At 67.4% G+C, this 16,290-nt stretch carries 13 protein-coding genes; 2 read left to right on the top strand and 11 right to left on the bottom strand.

The window, feature by feature from the left end; all coding sequences use genetic code 11:
• Positions 1-4: 4 nt before the first annotated feature.
• The 5 genes from J3P44_RS08365 to J3P44_RS08345 form a co-directional block, all read right to left on the bottom strand.
• Complete coding sequence (locus J3P44_RS08365; protein ID WP_255889844.1) at positions 5-1,198, bottom strand: glycoside hydrolase family 5 protein; 1,194 nt, start codon at positions 1,196-1,198, stop codon at positions 5-7.
• Positions 1,199-1,390: 192 nt separating this feature from the next.
• The gene (locus tag J3P44_RS08360; RefSeq protein WP_255889843.1) at positions 1,391-1,831 is read right to left on the bottom strand and encodes a GNAT family N-acetyltransferase; all 441 of its coding nucleotides are present in this window, start codon (positions 1,829-1,831) and stop codon (positions 1,391-1,393) included.
• Positions 1,832-1,927: 96 nt separating this feature from the next.
• Positions 1,928-2,434 (bottom strand): PH domain-containing protein, encoded by a 507-nt coding sequence (locus tag J3P44_RS08355; protein ID WP_255889842.1) that lies wholly within the window; start codon positions 2,432-2,434, stop codon positions 1,928-1,930.
• A gap of 9 nt (positions 2,435-2,443) precedes the next feature.
• Positions 2,444-2,611: a hypothetical protein gene (locus tag J3P44_RS08350; protein WP_255889841.1), complete on the bottom strand. Its 168-nt coding sequence runs from the start codon at positions 2,609-2,611 to the stop codon at positions 2,444-2,446.
• 201 nt (positions 2,612-2,812) lie between these two features.
• On the bottom strand, positions 2,813-2,959 hold the full coding sequence (locus J3P44_RS08345) for a hypothetical protein (RefSeq protein WP_255889840.1): 147 nt from the start codon (positions 2,957-2,959) through the stop codon (positions 2,813-2,815).
• Between the two features lie 297 nt (positions 2,960-3,256).
• Here J3P44_RS08345 and J3P44_RS08340 point away from each other — a divergent pair, with 297 nt between their 5' ends.
• Together J3P44_RS08340 and J3P44_RS08335 are read left to right on the top strand one after the other, a co-directional pair.
• Positions 3,257-4,060, top strand: a complete 804-nt coding sequence (locus J3P44_RS08340) for a class I SAM-dependent methyltransferase (RefSeq protein WP_255889839.1) — start codon at positions 3,257-3,259, stop codon at positions 4,058-4,060.
• Positions 4,060-4,812, top strand: coding sequence for a class I SAM-dependent methyltransferase (locus J3P44_RS08335; RefSeq protein ID WP_255889837.1), 753 nt, complete (start codon positions 4,060-4,062; stop codon positions 4,810-4,812). Before J3P44_RS08340 ends, J3P44_RS08335 begins: the two co-directional genes overlap by 1 nt.
• A gap of 25 nt (positions 4,813-4,837) precedes the next feature.
• Here J3P44_RS08335 and J3P44_RS08330 read toward each other — a convergent pair whose 3' ends face one another.
• From J3P44_RS08330 to J3P44_RS08310, 6 genes are all read right to left on the bottom strand, one after another.
• On the bottom strand, positions 4,838-5,812 hold the full coding sequence (locus tag J3P44_RS08330) for an exonuclease/endonuclease/phosphatase family protein (RefSeq protein ID WP_255889836.1): 975 nt from the start codon (positions 5,810-5,812) through the stop codon (positions 4,838-4,840).
• Between the two features lie 275 nt (positions 5,813-6,087).
• The gene (locus J3P44_RS25865; protein ID WP_443678171.1) at positions 6,088-6,513 is read right to left on the bottom strand and encodes a rolling circle replication-associated protein; all 426 of its coding nucleotides are present in this window, start codon (positions 6,511-6,513) and stop codon (positions 6,088-6,090) included.
• A 1,188-nt stretch (positions 6,514-7,701) separates the two neighbouring features.
• Positions 7,702-8,220: a DUF4145 domain-containing protein gene (locus J3P44_RS25445; protein ID WP_255889835.1), complete on the bottom strand. Its 519-nt coding sequence runs from the start codon at positions 8,218-8,220 to the stop codon at positions 7,702-7,704.
• Positions 8,221-9,440: 1,220 nt separating this feature from the next.
• Positions 9,441-14,102: a ThuA domain-containing protein gene (locus J3P44_RS08320; RefSeq protein ID WP_255889834.1), complete on the bottom strand. Its 4,662-nt coding sequence runs from the start codon at positions 14,100-14,102 to the stop codon at positions 9,441-9,443.
• Positions 14,103-14,202: 100 nt separating this feature from the next.
• Positions 14,203-15,084 carry a sugar phosphate isomerase/epimerase family protein gene (locus tag J3P44_RS08315; protein ID WP_255889833.1) on the bottom strand — a complete coding sequence of 294 codons (882 nt, stop codon included), beginning with the start codon at positions 15,082-15,084 and terminating at the stop codon, positions 14,203-14,205.
• Complete coding sequence (locus J3P44_RS08310) at positions 15,081-16,214, bottom strand: Gfo/Idh/MocA family protein (protein ID WP_255889832.1); 1,134 nt, start codon at positions 16,212-16,214, stop codon at positions 15,081-15,083. Before J3P44_RS08310 ends, J3P44_RS08315 begins: the two co-directional genes overlap by 4 nt.
• Between the last annotated feature and the right edge of the window lie 76 nt (positions 16,215-16,290).

Below are 16,290 nucleotides of genomic sequence, written 5' to 3'. Positions count from 1 at the left end.
GCTGCTACGAGCCAGCGCCGTACCTGATGTCGTCGACGATCTCCTGTTGGGTCACCGAACGGGTGTGTCGGTCGAACAGCCCGAAGCCATAGCGCCCGTTCACGCCGTTGTCCCAGATGAAGGTCGCCGCGCCGTACTTCTTCGCGGTGGCCGTGACGGCGTACGCGAAGTCCGCGCGGTACCTGTTGTTCGACGCGTCGAACGACGTCTTGTCGACCGAACCGTATTCGCCGACGACGACCGGGTACCCGCGCACGACGAACGTGTCGTGCATCAGCTTCAGCTGTGATTCCAGGTAGTCCTCCTGTCCCCAGGTCGACCTTCTCGACGGATCGGTCGCCGCGCTTCCCCATTGAGTGATGGTGCCGCTCTCCTCGCCGTCGAAGTCCCAGGGGGAGTAGTAGTGAACGGAGATCATGATCCGCTTCTCACTGCTCGGGATGGAGCGGGAACGGTGGGAGTCGGTCGGGATCACGAAGCCGTAGTTGCCGGCGGTGTAGTCGATGTTCGTGTTCCAGCCGGGGACGAGCAACCATCTCGAGCTGTTGTTCCCGCCAGTTCTCCGGACGGTGTCCACGAAGATCTGGTTGTAGGCGTTGATGTTCGAGTAGCACGGCTGCGTCGGACGGCCGTACTGCCCGTCGAAGTTCTCGTTCATCGACTCGAAGACCAAGCGGTGGTCGTAGCCGCGGAACCGGGTCGCGATCTGCTGCCAGGCCTTCCGATACTTGGCCTTGATGGCGCTCTGATCGGCCGCGTCACAGATGAGCCAGGCGTAGGGGATCGACTTGTAACCGTCGCCGTGCATGTTGATGATCACGTGCAGGCCCCGGCTGTGGGCGTAGTCGACCACTTGCTGAACCCTGTTCAGCCACCCAGAGTTGATCGTGTAGTTCGGGCCGGGTCCGATGTGTCGCAGGTAGGAGACTGGGATCCGGATCGATGTGAATCCTGCCGCCCTGACATCGTCGATGAGCGCTTGAGTGATGACCGGATTGCCCCATGCCGTCTCGCTGGGATATCCGTTGGCGTTGGCTTCCAGTGCGTTTCCAAGATTCCAGCCCGCGCCCATGGCGGCCACGATCTGGGCCACGCTCGAGGGCGTGCTGACCTCGGCCGAGGCCGGCTTCGTGACGCCGGGCACAGAGACGGCCGCCGCCAACACGACGGCCAGCAGAGAGCTCCTGATCCTGCCCACGTGCACACCCACCTGCGCCTCACTTCCGAGTCAGTCGAAGCGTCTAGATGAACGCTCAACCGGATCGAAGCGCATCGCCCGCGACCGGCACAAGAGCTCAGGCACAGAATCTCGGCCTGCGGTCGCCCCCGACCTGGGGGAGTGGTGTCCCGGTAGCCGTAGGGGTTGACGCGCGCTGTGGCGACGCGTCGTTCACGGTCCCGGCTGGGCGAGATAGGCCGTCTTCGCGTCGGGGGAGAAGCCGCAAGCGCGGTAGAACGCGTGAGTTGCGGGCGTCTTCGAGCCCGTGAGCAGCATGGCCTTGTAGCACCCTGCGTCCCACGCGGCGGTGAGGGTTGCCGCCATGATCTGCTTTCCGAGCCCCGTTCCACGCAGTGTCTGGTCGACGACGACGTTCTCGATCACGGCGTACGGAGCGGCGCTGCGCGTCATGTTCGGGATGACGTTGAGGTAGGTCGTGGCAACCACGACACCGTCTGTTTCGAGGACGAGCAGAGTCAGTCCGGGGGTTCTCAGGATCTCGTCGAATGCGGCCTGGTCGGCGCCGTCTTCGAGGATCGGGTCCTTCGGGTGCAGTTGACGATAGAGCCGCACAACGGCGGGGAAGTCGTCGTGCGTTGCCTCACGGATCACTGCCGAACGGTACTGGGCCGCGTTGTGCCGAACGCTGCGGGGACCAGCCCGTCACCGCGTGAATCCGCCGTCCGGTGAAGGACAGCACGGGGCACGTCAGTGGACCCTGGGGCCGCGCAGGCCCGAGCGTTGGACGACGCGCTGGATCGCCAGGTCGCGCTCGTCCGGGCGTCCGACGTAGGTGATGTCGCGCAGGCCCTGCTCCTGCGCCGCCGACTCGAAGCAGAAGTGGCCGAAGCCCAGGAGTCGTCCGTGGAGCGGCTTGCTCACCGTGATGTCGAGGATGCGCGTCAGGGGCATGGTCGCGAGCTGCTGCGACAGAACTCCGTGGACGCGGAAGACGCGCATGTTGGTGATGACGAACCGGTCCATGTGCTCGCGCATCGCCCGCCAGCCTGCGTGTGCGAGGACGCACAGGCCGACCGAGAACGGCAGCCAGGCGAGGTCGGCGCGGACGACCGCAGTCCAGAGCACGAGGGCCACGCCGAGGGCGGCTTCCAGGGCTGGGAGGACGTAGACGATCCAGTGGTGCCGGACCTCGTCGACGATCACCTCGCCCTCCTCGCGAAGGAGGTGTCGCCGGATGTCCGGCCCGGCCAGCATGAGCGTGGCCTACAGGACGCCGAAGAAGTGGACGAGGGCCCGGAACAACTGGGTCGCCAGCACCCATAGCGTGCCGGCACCAGTGGTGGCGGCTTCCGCCAGACCCCTGGGGTCGGTGAACATCCACCACCCGAGGAACACCACCACGAGGGCAAGCAACAGTTTCTTGGCGTCCATGAAAGATGACTCCCGAGTACGACGACGACATGGGCCGCGACATGCCTACCAGATCACTTCACCCAATGGGGTGAGGCACGCCTTGGGCCGCCGCCTCGCTGATAGGCCGACACCAATGTCGAGCCGGCGCTCCCGTTCCTTGTCGCTGCGGGGCTCGGTACGTGGCCGCGAACCTCTGCAGGGCTCAGCGATCGCCAGCCCTCAGCTGGCTTTCGTCGCGTTCGTCGTGCGCTTGGCAGTGCGGGTCGTCTTCTTTGCTGCCTTCTTCGTCGTCTTCTTGGCCGTCGACGCAGCTCCGCCCGACTGCGGGGGGAACCACACCGTCTTGGTTGCTTTGAGCTTCGCCATGAACGAGGCCCGTCGTGCCTGCCACGTGGCTCGGTCGGTGACTCTGCTCAGTCCGCTTCTCAGCTCCATCAGCGTCCCTCCCAGGGATAGTGCCGGCCGAGGGCCAGCCCTACTTTGGTACCGCGCTGGGACGACATCGGGCCACACCCCAGTAGAGGTGTCTCATGGTCCCGGTTGGCCTTCGTTCTGCGAGACATCCGTCCCGGATGGGTTGACGATCGACCCAACGGATCGCGCGTGCGCGGTGTCTGGAGAGGGCGAAGGCGAGACGGATCGGTCGTCCGGCATCATTCGCTCATGGATGAGGACACCTCGGGCGCAGGCCCGGCTGGCGCAGTCGGTGGCGACTCGAGCCGCCCGTGGCAGACGCTCGCGTCGGGCTTCGAACAGGCACGCGCCCGCGAGGACTCGCTGGATCGGCTCGTCGAGTGGCCGGCGCAGCGCGCTCTCCTCGGCGACGTCACCGGACTCGCCGTCCTGGACGCCGGCTGCGGCAACGGGGCCAAGATCGCGCAGCTGGCCGGCGACGGGGCCGCCGCCTCGGTCGGTGTCGACATCAGCGGGAACTTCATCGCGCCGCCGCCGCGTGTGGAGCTCCTCGAGGGCGATCTCTCCGATCTGGCGGCGGTGCCGGGGCTCGCCGGCCGGCGATTCGACCGGATCCTGTTCCTGCAGTCGTTCGGGTACGCCGCGGACCCGGTCCGGGCGCTGCAGACCGCGCGCGAGATGTTGACCGAGGACGGCTTCATCCTGCTCACTCGGACCCAGCCAGTGCGATACGCGATCGAACGATCGGAGCAGAAGGGGACCTCGCTGGGGGAGGAGTACTTCGCCACCGAATCGTTCGCCTACCGGCACCGAAACTGGGATGAACAGGTCACCCTCACCAAGCGGCCGTACACGATGTCGGACCTGCTGAACACCTTCAGTGCGGCTGGGCTGTGGATCGAGGCGGCGGTCGAGCCCCAGATGCCTGCCGAAGCCGCCGAGCGCTATCCCCACAAGCAGGCAGTCATGGACAAGTATCTCGGCATCCTCATGTTCAAGCTGCGCCCGTTGCCAGGGCTGCAGCCACGTCGCGACGCCACGGTTGTGGGCTGATGAGTCGATCGTTCTACTCCCACGCGAGGCTGTACGACCTCATGTTTCCGGGCGGCGAGTCCGCGGTCGAGTTCTACCGGGACTACGCCGATCGGCATGGCGGGCGTGTGCTGGAACTCGGGTGCGGCACCGGGCAGAAGCTGATCCCGATCGCGTCCGATGGGCACCCGTGTGTCGGTCTGGACTTCTCGTCGGACATGCTGTCTGAGGCGCGACGCAAGGCGAACGAGCGCGGTGTGGCAGTGGAATGGGTGCAGGGCGACATGCGGGCCTTCGATCTGGGCCGCACATTCGACTTCGTGTTCATCGCAGCCAATTCCCTCCTGCATCTGCACGAGGCCGAGGACCTGGTGAGCTGCTTCCGGTCGGTTCGGAGACACCTGGCCCCTGGAGCACGGTTCGTCTTCGACGTGTTCAGCCCGAGCGTTCGCCTACTTGCCGAAGCCGATGGTGTGCGGCGAGCGCGGGAGTCGTTGTCGTTCGTGGATCCCGATCGTGGCGACGTCAGCGTCGACGTCGCTGAGAACTACGACGCGCCCGCGCAGGTGACACGCGGGACCTGGTACCTCTCGACCAGCTCCGAGCCGGACTTCGTCGTCGCACCGCTCGAGATCAGGAGCATCTTTCCGCAGGAGCTGCCGCTGCTCGTCGCGCTCGGTGGGCTTCGGCTGGTCGAGCGCTTCGGCGACTGGTCGGGTCGACCGTTCGGCGTGGATTCGCCGCTCCAAATCTGTGTCTGCGAGTCCGCGTGACCGGTCTCAGCAGCACCGATGGGCTTCAGTCGGCGTACAGGCGGATGCGGGCCAGCAGGGGCGCGTGGTCCGAGTGGTACCCGCTGAGCACGCGGTGCCGCTGGAACTGGGCGACGCCGCCGGGGTTGCGGCGCGAGCGCATCGTGTGGTCGGCGAGGAAGACGTAGTCGATCCAGCGGCCGTTGCGGGTAGGCAGCAGGCCGTCCAACCCGAGAACGTCGTACGACGAGGACGCCAGGCCGCGGAACGTCCGAGTGATCCCGCCCGCCGGCTCGGCCTCCACGTCTCTGACGTGGTCGAAGTTGTAGTCGCCGGTGCCCACCACGACGTCCCCGGGGGTGGACCGCCACCCCGCGGCGAGCCGGGCGAGGTGCTGCTTCGCGCGGCGGGCGTTGAGGTTGTCGCGGAACGCCCCGGAGAGGGTCTCGATGTGCTGGTTGACATGGGTGTTGACGAGCGTGACCGCGTGCCCGGTGTGCCGGTGCCGGAATTTCGCGACCACGACCCAACGGGCAGGGAACGGCGAGTCCGTCTCGCGCGGGTAACCGCCCAGGTGCACCTTCTCGAAAGACACGTCGAGCAGCTTCAGCAGCGAGGTGCGCCAGCTGATGGCTAGCTGGATCGGACCGTCCGGGTCCGGCCAGTACCAAGTCTCCCACCCACGGGAACGGTACCGGGGGTAGAGCTTCCTGAACGGCGGCGACTTCGTCTCCTGCCAGCCGATGAGGTCGACTGCGGGGTTCGACGCGAGCCGCTCCCAGTCCTCGGCTGCGTGCGAGAGCTCCTGGTACTGAAGCGCGTTGAAGGAGACCACTCCGAGGATCCTCTCCACCCGGCCCGGCAGGGGCTGGCTGGTCTGAAGCTTGCCCGGGGTCCGAGCGGGGTCCGGCGAGCCGGCCGGACGCCCGGCGTCGGGTCGACCGAGGATCACGACCGCCACTGTGAGCACCAGCGCGATCGCGCCGGTGGCTACCCCGAGCAGGCGGGTCGAAGTGGTCATGGCCGAACGCTGCCTTCCTGCAACTCAGTGGGGGTGCGGCAATTCTCGGGGTTGCACCCACCCGTGTGGACGCGGCATCGGCTGACAGCTTCGGCGGGGACGGGTCAGCGGGCGCTGTTCGTGACGCTATGCACACCTACCACGGGCTGCGTATCGCCCTCACCGTTCGGGCTGCGTGTCTGTGCAACCGATCAGTGCGAAGGTGTCGCAGGCAAGCGGTGCCGTCCGCCAGGCAGCAGGGGAACCGGGGGCGATACAAACGGGAGCGGCCCCAGCTACTCCATGGGTGTCCAGACGAGCCGCCTCGTTTGGCTTCGTACGGGGGAGGGATCTGGAGACAATGCGCAAACGCTGACTGACATAATGTCAGTTATCGGCGAACCGGATGGAGTCCAGCCGTCAGGGGCGTAGACAGCCAGATGCAGGTGCGGCGTGCCCCGTCTCTGCCACTCCACCACCCAGTGCCACCGGCTCAACCCTGCAGCTCGGAACTCTCGGATCAATTTCTGCAGGAGGCTCATCCACTCGGTGTGGGTCGGCGGTGTGTTCCTGACGGTCAGCGTGACGCCGAAGCCAGAGCCGTCCAGCCTGGGCACATCGACGCTGTAGAGGAACTCCAGATGCCGACGGACCGCTGAGCGTGACCAGCCGTCGACACAGCCACGCTTCCCGCCTTTCGGAGCGTTGTTGCCTCGCCCCATCGTCGCCCCGTTCGCATACGCTTTGAAGGTCGCCACGTCACTTGTCCTGACTGGTGATCTGACCCCCGGAGATTGCCGTCTCGCGGGGGTCATTCTTTTTGGTTGTGAGGGGTCCCGGTTGGGGGCCCTGTCGAGATATGCAACTACTAATCAAGGGACGGCCCCCCGAGGCACGCCGACGACTCCCCCAGCAATTCAGTGCTAACTCGCTGTTAGCGGTATTCGCATTCGTCAATTGGTGTTGACGAGATGCAGGGTCGAATTCGCATGATCGGTGACAAGATCGATTGCTGTGAGCACCGAGGCAGGCACCCACAGCGCGGTGGTGGGTCAGCAGGACCCTGGCAACGCTCCACCCGATCACCCACGGCCCACAGCGACCCTTGGAGCACCTCGAGGCCCTGCGACACGCCAGAGAGACCCTCGATGCCGCAACGACTTTTATGGTCGACGCAGCACGAGCTGATGGAGCCACCTGGGCCGAGATCGGACGCGCCCTGAACGTCAGCCGTCAAGCAGTCCGGCAAGCAGCAGTCCGACGCGAGGAACTCGACGTAGCGCGGACCGAGGCCAAGACCTGGCACATGCCCCTGCCCGTCCAACGGCGACGACTGAGGTGGTTCCGCCGACGTGCCTCCTAGGGGCGGCGAGCCTGCGGGTGTGGGGCCCCGCCCCTCCCCAACGCCCTCCTTCGTCGGGCGCCGGGTCCCCGAAGGGGCTACCCGAGAGGCCCCACACCCACCCCGCAGGCTCGCCGCGCGCAAGTGACGTTCACGCACCACAGGCGCGCAGACGATGCACCCAGCATGACCGACCGAGTGACACTGATGGACGAGGGCAGAACGAGCGCCCATGACGGGCCCTTCCGACGACGAGACAGGACTCCCGCCTGCATGTCGTCGGCATTTCCTCTGGGCCGGTGGCGGGTGCTACCGGTGCCTGTCCCTCACTAGGGGAACCCTCATCACGCGCTACATAGTCAGTTGCCGCGTACAGGTGAGATTAGCCGAGCCACCAACACTGAGTCAGCGAATCGCCGTACCGAACCCTCTAGCGCACGAAGCAGCCCAGGCACCCCGGGCGTTCCTCGCGACTCCGTCGCTTGCGGTACGCCCGCAGCGCCAGGGCCGTCCCGTCCACCGGGAGGGACCGAATCTGCGGAGCCGAGCAGCCTCGCAGTCGCAGACCTCAAGCCAACTCGGGCGCGGCCGACGTGGGGTCTGTCATTAGCGCGTCCATCTCGTAGGCCAGCACGAGCAACTGTTCGGTGAAGGTTGCGACGTCGAGCGCGTCATCAGGACCGATGGGAGTTACCTCGTGGTTGGCGTCGTTGCCGACGTCCTTGATGCGATCAACCCAGGGCCGCATCTTCTTGGTGATGAGCCCTTCGTTTTCGAGGTGCTCGACCGCAGTCCAGTAGCCCGGGGCGCGGTCCTTCGCATCCTTCGGCGCTAGACCGTGCGCCACGGCGATGTGAAAGAGGAGCTTGCGACAGAGCATGACGGCTGCGGTGTGAGCGCCCACGCCTAAGCAGGTACGCACTTCGCCCCAGATGCGGTCGTCCACCGCGGGCAGACCCATCGGCACACGGAGCGGCTGCGCGGACGGGTAATAGGTGCCCTTCACTCGGACGATCCCCTGGCGGCATGACGGGCAGCGGTACCACGCCGACTCGTCGCTCAGGATGTTGTTAGAACTGTTCACCACTATCCCGATCCTTACGATCTGGGCCGCCCCGCAGTGCGGGCACGGGTGGTTGATCCAGTGCTGGCTGTCCCCCACCGAGATCGACGCAGACGTAGTGGTTGTCCGCAGCCCGTCGCTTACGCCTGCCATGTGCTCCCCCTCGTCAGTCCGTTGCCGACCAGACCGTACGCGGCCTCACCCACACCGGACCATCGATCCACCCGAATCTGCGGCGACAAGTGCGGAACCTACCCCCGTGTTACTGGTCGGGGGTCCAGCCAAGCGGGACGTGCGCTGCACCGGCTGTCTCACACAGGTAGAGCGTGGAGGGTCCGTACGCAGGGTCATCGTTAGGGATGACGATGAGCCGGTCACCACACGTTGGGCAGTTGAGGTCCATGCGGTGAACGGTAGACCTAGGAACCGGTTGGCGGGACCGGTTCGGGGTCACTTCACTTCACCGGTCCAACCCGCAGCCAGCGCCATAGACACGAGCGCAGGACCGGGCACCCACCCCGAGAAGCCGCGCACCGCCGAGAGGCTGCGATCGTTGCAGCGCAGCATCCGACGAGCCCACGTCAGACGCCGACGAGCAGCCGCATGAGCAGGAGTGCCGGGACGAGCAGCGAGTAGCGCAGCGCGTGCCTCAGCAACGACGTAGGAGCGGACCATTCGACGCATCCGACGGAACGTCAGGTCATCCATCTGACCGTGGACCGGTTCCACCCGAGGCCACCCGGCGGATGACTTCCCCCAGAGCCGGCCAGTGGACTGCCAGCCGGCCGGCTTGCCCTGACGTTGGTAGTGAGCCACACCCCGAGACGCGTGCTTGCTCAGATACTTCAGCCAGCCCTCAGGGCCAGTGATCGGAACCACCGCCTGGGCGATCTGACCAGCCCCGTACGGAGCCGCGAGACGGAGCCACGTCGAGACTGTCCAGTCCCCCACGGTGTCAGTTATCGGCGTACAAGGCTGCGCCTGGCACGAGGGTGCCCAAAAGGCATGCCCCGTCATAGCCCAGGGTCGAAGCCACTCCCGATGAGCCCGTAGCTCGCGTCCGATGTGGTAGTCCGCTGGGCCGCCAGCCTTGAGGACAAGACGACCTTGCTCGCTGCTCAACTCGAGCACGACGGTTTCGACCAGCCCCCAACTGTGATTGGCGACGACCCGGGCGTCTGGGACCCAGCGAGCCAGACGCGAGCCCGGACGAACGGCTCGTCCGGGCTCGCGTCGCGTCGCGGTTAGCGTCTGACAGTGATGCGGATCGCCTTCGCCACGCTCTCCAGCAGCGGACTGCCGCGGTAGACCACCTTCACCACTTGCCTACCGAGCTTCGTCAGCTTCGGCAGCCGCACCGTCGTCTGGCCGTTGGCGAGCCTGCGGGTGATCGCCTTGCCTCCCTGGAGCTTCAACGTCACCTGGCCGGTCACGGGCACGCCGTTCGGCGCTGAGATCGTGACCTTGACCTTCGGCCGGCCCCCGCGCCTGACCGCCGCGGGCGCCTTCACGTTCATTCGGGGTGCGGCCTTGCGAACGATCACGCTCAGCGTCGTCGAAGATCCTTGGTGAGCATCGTCGCCGACATAGCGGAGGGTGAGGTCGTGGGTCCCGGGTCGCAGGGACCTGGCCGGCAGCACGAGGTCGGCCTTGCCTCCCACCAGCGTGCCCGTGGCGAGCCTTCTCGAGCCCGTCACCACCTCCACCTCACCGGTGGCGGCCGCCGGAGTGACGGTCACCGCCACCTCGCCCTCGGTGCCGTAGCGGTGAGCGGTCACGGAGCCCGTGATCTGCGTCTTGGTCGGACCGACGTCCCGCACCGCGATCGTCACGATCACCGGGGCCGACGTGTCCGTCCCGTCGTCCACGCGGTAGGTGAACGTGTCCGTGCCGGTGTACCCGGCCTTGGGGGTGTAGGCGAACCCACCGTCCGACTCCAAGGTCACCTCGCCGTGATCCGGCTGCCCGGCGCCGACGGCTGTGAGCGGATCGCCGTCGGCGTCCGTGTCGTTGGCCAGCACGCCGGGCGCGTCGACCGTGAGGGCGGTGCCCTCGTCCGTGCTGTAGGTGTCGCCGACAGCCACGGGCGCGGTGTTGGTCGTCGACCCCTTGTTCAGCTCCATCCAGTTGACGCGGACCTTCTCGTCCGGGAAGACGAGGTGGAGCGGGAAGCTTCCCTGGGCATCGCTGAGGTCAACCACCACGTCCTGCCAGGTTGCGGCGTCGTCCGACACGACCACGGTCCCGTCGTTGCCGATACCGGAGGAGTCGACCGCGATGCTGCCACCGTCCTCGTCGAACTGGTACCAGGCGACATTGCCTCCGCCGACGTCGCCGCCGGCGCCGTCCATCATCGACGCGACCTCGGCCGGCGGCAGTGCCCGGTCGAAGACGTTGAAGTCGTCGACTGATCCGCTGAGGAGCGGATCGGGCTCCCACTGCGAGTCTCCGATCCAGTTCTGGTCGGTCGCTCCGAGGTCGGCCGGGCTCAGCGTCATGTTGGTGTTCGTCCCCACCGGCTCGCCGTCGAGGTACAGCGTCCCTGTGGTGCCTGAGAGGGTCACTGCGACGTGGTGCCAGCCGTCCGTCGGCAGGGCCGGGCCCTCGATCGTCTGCTCGCCGGACCCGGTCGTGATCGCATACCGCAGGTTCCCGGTGCCGCCGGCCGCGGGCGTGAGGAACATGTAGTTGCCGGTCCCTGAGCCGAAGTCGAAGATCCGGGCCCAGGTCTGGCTCCCGTCCCAGTCGACCCACGTCGAGACGGTGAAGTCCTCGACGTCGCGGAGGGGCCCCTCCGGCATCTCGACGTACTGCAGCGCGCTCCCGCCGTTCAGCCGCACCGCGGTGCCGAACCCGTCCGGGCCGGCGGTCCGACCGACCTCGGTCGAGCCCGTGATGTTGGCAGTGCCCAGGAGCTCGCCGTCCGGGGTGTCCCGGCGGATCTCGAGGGTGGCGTCGTCCTCCGCCTTGGCCCGGAGCGTCATCTCGTCGACACCCTTGAGGTTGTAGGGCTCGTACGACGCCCACGCGCCATCCTGACCCGTGATCGCGGCACCGCCGCCGGTCTGCGCGTCGTTCGCGGCGCCCACGGCGATGTCGTCGGACGCATCGCTGAAGTGCTCCGTCTGCTTCCGGTGCTGCTGGAGGACGTGGGACACGCCGCCGGTCAGCTCAGGTGAGCCGGACTCACCACCGAGGTCCGTGTAGTTCGCGGTGACGACGAGCGAGATGTCCGCGGAGTCTCCGTGCTCGGCGTCGGCCTGGGTCTGGAGCACACCCTCGCAGCCGGTCTGGGACAGCCCGGGATGCACGTGCGCATTGCCGCCCTCGTCGTGGTACAGCCCCTGTTGGACGCTCACCCGCTCGCAGTCGATCGCCGGGCCGGAGCCGTCTTCAGGGTCCGACACGGAGACCCGGAAGGGGATCGCGTCGCCCCAGCCGAAGACCTGGCCGTTGGCAGGCAGCTCGAGCGTCACCTCGGGTCGCGTGTTGCCGGCGACGATCGTGAGGTTCGAACTGCTGGAGCGTCCCGACGGATCCGCGACCGTCAGCTGGACCGCGTACTCGCCCGGCTCGGTGTAGGTGTGCGTCGGATTCGCCTCGTCGGAGGTCGTCCCGTCGCCCAGGTCCCAGGTGTAGGTCAGCTCGTCACCGTCGGGGTCGTGGCTGCCCTCGCTGGAGAACGCCACCTCGAGTGGAGCAGGCCCCGAGTCCCGGTCAGCAGCCGCCTTCGCGACCGGCGTCCGCGCCCCGTCGGTGTAGTTGATCTTGTACAGGCCGGAGTCGGGATTCACACCACCGCCGCCGTAGTTGAAGTCGACGCCCCACTCGAGCAGGTACATCGCACCGTCCGGCCCGAATGCCATGTCGTGGGGGCTGCGGAACTGGGTCCCCGGCATGAACCGCTCGAAGCCCGCGTAGTGGCCGTTCTCGTCCAGCCGCAGCATCCCGATCCACTTCCGCGACCACTCCATGACGAACACTGCGTCGTCGTAGTACTTCGGGAACTGTCCGTCCCCCAGGAGATCCTCGTCGTAGTGGTAGACGGCGCCCGCGTATGCGGAGCGGCCGCCACCCTGTGGAATCTCCGGGAACTCGGGCGAAGCGCCGTACGGGTACCAGACGAACGCGTCCTTCACCGGCGGCACGGTCTCCAGGCCGGTGTTGAACGGTGACTCGTTCTTCGGGCCGTTCTCGCAGTCGAAGGACTCGCCTGCGGTGCCGGTCGCGAAGTCCCACGCCCGGTACGGCTGGCTGTCCGCGATGCAGTACGGCCATCCGTAGTTGCCCGACTCACGGATCTGGTTCCACTCGTCGTAGCCCCGGGGCCCGCGGTTGGGGTTGTCGGCGCCAGCGTCCGGCCCGACCTCGCCCGCATAGACCCAGCCCGTCTCGTCGTCGACGGCGATCCGGAACGGGTTGCGATGGCCCATCGTGTAGATCTCGGAACGGGTCTTCTCCATCCCCGGCGGGAAGAGGTTGCCCTCCGGGATCGAGTACGTTCCGTCGTCCTCGGGCGTGATCCGCAGGATCTTGCCCCGCAGGTCGTTGGTGTTCCCGGACGTCCGCCGCGCGTCGTACGAGCGCTTGGCGTCTTGACTCGTGTGCTCGTCGTGGATGCGTCCGTCGATCGGCGCGAAGCCGTCCGACGCGAAGTGCGCCGTGTCGTCACCGGTCGAGATGAACAAGTTGCCGTCCGGTCCGAAGGCCATGGAGCCGGCCGAGTGGCAGCACACCTCACGCTGGTGGGGGAACTCGAGCAGCACCTTCTCGGAAGCCATGTCCAGCGAGTCGCCGTCGAGGGTGAACCGTGCGACGCGTTGCACCTCCGGAGATGGCGCGCTGTAGAACAGGTATACCCACGGGTTGGTCTCGAAGTCCGGGTCGAGCGCGATGCCCAGCAGGCCGTTCTCGTTGCCCCGGTGCACCGGGATCTGGCCCGCCTTCGTGACGGCGCCCGTCTCCGGGTCGTACAGCTTCACGGCGCCCGCCAGCTCGACGTACAGGACCCGCCCGTCGGGCGCGACGGCGAGTTCCATCGGGTTGGCGGTGCTGTCGTCGAGGGCGACCTTCTCGAACGACGCCTCGGTGGGGACCGCCTCGCGAGGCTCACCGCAGTCACCCTCGGCGACGCCGGCAGCCCACTGGATGCCGCCGAGGATGTGCTTCCGCAGGAGCGGCTCGGAGTAGTGCTCGGGGTTGTGCCCCAGCGCCGTGTACCAGCTGCGGCCGCCGTCGTAGTTGGAGCACCAGGCGATCGGGTGGTCGTCGCCCATGGCGTCGCCGCCCGGGGAGTACGTCGACTCGTCCAGCGAGGCGAGGACGTGGACACCCGCCTCTCGCGGGTTCGCGGTGAAGTTGTACCACTCATCCGAGCGGACCCATTCCGCCGGCAGCTCGGCCGTCGACGGGTGGGTCGCGTCCTCGACGCGGACGGTCGCTTCCTGGAACTGGTCCGCACCCGAAGGGTGGCTCTTGAAGAAGGCTCCGCCCATGAGGTCGGACCACCACTGCCAGTTGCTCTTGTCCATGTTGGACGACGAGTGCAGGCCGGCGACCCCGCCGCCGTCCTTGACGAACTGCTCGAACGCGGCTCGCTGGCCGACGTCGAGCGTGTTCTCGCCGTCGGTGAACAGCACGACGGCCTCGTACTCGGCAAGCCCTGCGTCGGAGAACACCGAGGCGTCCTGGCTCTCGGTCACGGAGAAGTGGTGCTCGACGCCGAGCTCCTCGACCGCGGTGATGGCGGCGGGGATCGAGTCGTGACGGAACCCGGTCGTCTTGTGGAAGAACAGGACGTCGTACTCGTCGTGGGCCTGGGCGGAGCTGAGCATGGTGCCGGGAAGGGTCGAGGCCACGAAGGCCAGGAACACCGTGAGAACGATGGACTGGTTGCGTCGTCGCATAGTCCACTCACCGTCTTTCGTCATTTCGGATGCGGATAGGGATGAGGAAGAGGGGACAAGGACCGGCGTGCGCCGGCGCCCGCGGTTCCCGGGAGGGATGTCAGCGGGCGACGGGCATCCCTCCCCTCACGAGCCCGGTGAGGAAGGACAGGCCGTCGACGGCGATGGCGTCCTGGCTCCGCGCCAGGGGACGCCAGATCGACGCTGCCGTCGCCATCGTCTCGTTGTCCTGTGTGAACGACTCGATCGTCATTGGCCCCTCGTAGCCCACCTCGTCGAGCGCCTCAACGATCCCCGGCCAGTCGATGTGGTCCGCACCCGGTGCGCCCCGGTCGTTGCCGCAGACCTGGACGTGCGCGACCCGGTCGCCGGCGCGTCTGATGGCCGCGGGGATGTCCTGCTCCTCGATGTTCATGTGGAAGGTGTCCAGGCCCAGCCCGCAGGCGTCGGTCGGCAGGCCGTCGAGGGCCTCGATCGCCTGGTCGACGGTGTTGATCACGCTCGTCTCGAACCTGTTCAGCGGCTCCACGGCGATCGTGACCCCGGCGCCGTGGGCGTGTTCGACGACGGGCGCGAGGTTCTCCCGGAGCTGGCTGTAGCACGCCCGACGCTCGCTCTCGGTCATCCGCCACGTTCGTCCCACCGATGCGTAGAGCGGCCCGGCGACCACGGGTGACGAGACCGTGTGCGCTATGTCGACCAGCCGGCACAGGTAGTCACGGGTGGCGGCAATCGTGCGGGAGTCGGCCACCACCAGCTCGCGGCCCGGTCGCATGGCGGCGACGAGCGTGGCCGTCAGCCCGAGTGACTCGAGCAGCTTCGCCGCCTGTTGGGCATCCCAGTCGCCGACCTCCTCCACCGGTAGCTCGATCGCGTCGAACCCCCAGCCCGCGACGCGCGGCGCCAGCGCGGCGAGCCGGTCGTCGGTCAGCGGCGAGGTCCATACCCACGTGTTGACCCCGATCGGCCGCGGTGACCTCACCTGTCGCCCCCGGTGGCGCCCTCAGCCAACGAGGCGTAGTCCGGGATCGGGATCCGAGCGCCCTGCTTCATCGCCGACTCGTGGGCGCAGATGCCGACCGACGTCCAGTTCGCGGCCGTCACCTCGTCGATCGCAGGAGCGCGGTCATCGACGATGCTCCGGACGAACTCGTGCGCCAGGTGCGGGTGCGAACCGCCGTGGCCCGCGCCCTGGACGAACGACAGGTGCTCGTGCTGGTCGTCGTAGACGCCCCGGGTCGTGAACCTCGCGATCTCCGACGGCAGGCGGTCGGCGAAGTCTGGGATCTCGATCTGCTTGGGGTACTCGCCGACGTGCAGCACGTGTCCCGAGCCCTGGGTCTGCTCCCACTCGAAGGTGGCGCGGTCGCCGTACACGGTGAAGCTCTCGACGTACTCGCGGGCCGTCTCGAACAGCGACCGCGCGATCTCGGCTCCTACGGGAGAGTCGCGCAGCGTGAGGAGCGCGCTCTCCACGGCGAACGGCGACCCGTAGCGACCCGTCAGCTCCGGCGAGATCCGGCCCGACCCGAGGCACACCACGCTCTCCGCCAGCGCACCGGCGAGGGTCAGCACGGGGCTCACGGCGTGGGTGGCGTAGTGCATGGGCGGCAGGCCCTCCCAGTAGCCGGGCCAGCCGGCCATCTCCTGGTGGTGGGCGCCGCGCAGGAATTGGATGCGGCCGGTCGTGCCGTCGACGACCAGGTCCCTCACGTGCAGGAACTCACGCGAGTACACGACCGTCTCCATCATCATGTACTTCTTGCCCGACTGGCGGACGGCGGCCACGATGGCGCGGCACTCGTCGAGCGTCGTGGCCATCGGGACCGTGCACGCGACGTGCTTGCCCGCCCGCAGGGCGGCGATCGTCTGCTCGGCGTGCGAGGGGATCGGGGTGTTGATGTGGACGGCGTCGATGTCGGGGTCGCGCAGCATCTCCTCGAAGCTGGTGAAGCGCTTGGCGACGCCGAACGCGTCACCGACCTTGGTCAGTGAGTCCTCGGACCGCTGACAGATTGCCGCCATCTCGGCGTCGGGATGCGCCTGGTAGATCGGGATGAACTCGGCACCGAATCCGAGCCCGGCGATCGCCACCCGTACTTGTCCACTCAACGTCGGCCTCCTTGGTAGGTGCCGAGCACGCTACGGACGGCGATCGGGGCGCAGCCATGCGCGATCGTGCATCGTC

The sequence above is a fragment of the Nocardioides astragali genome, from assembly GCF_024436375.1.
GTDB classification, from domain to species: Bacteria; Actinomycetota; Actinomycetes; order Propionibacteriales; family Nocardioidaceae; genus Nocardioides; species Nocardioides astragali.
Note: the sequence above shows the minus strand (reverse complement) of the source record. Positions and strands in the feature narration are given on the sequence as shown.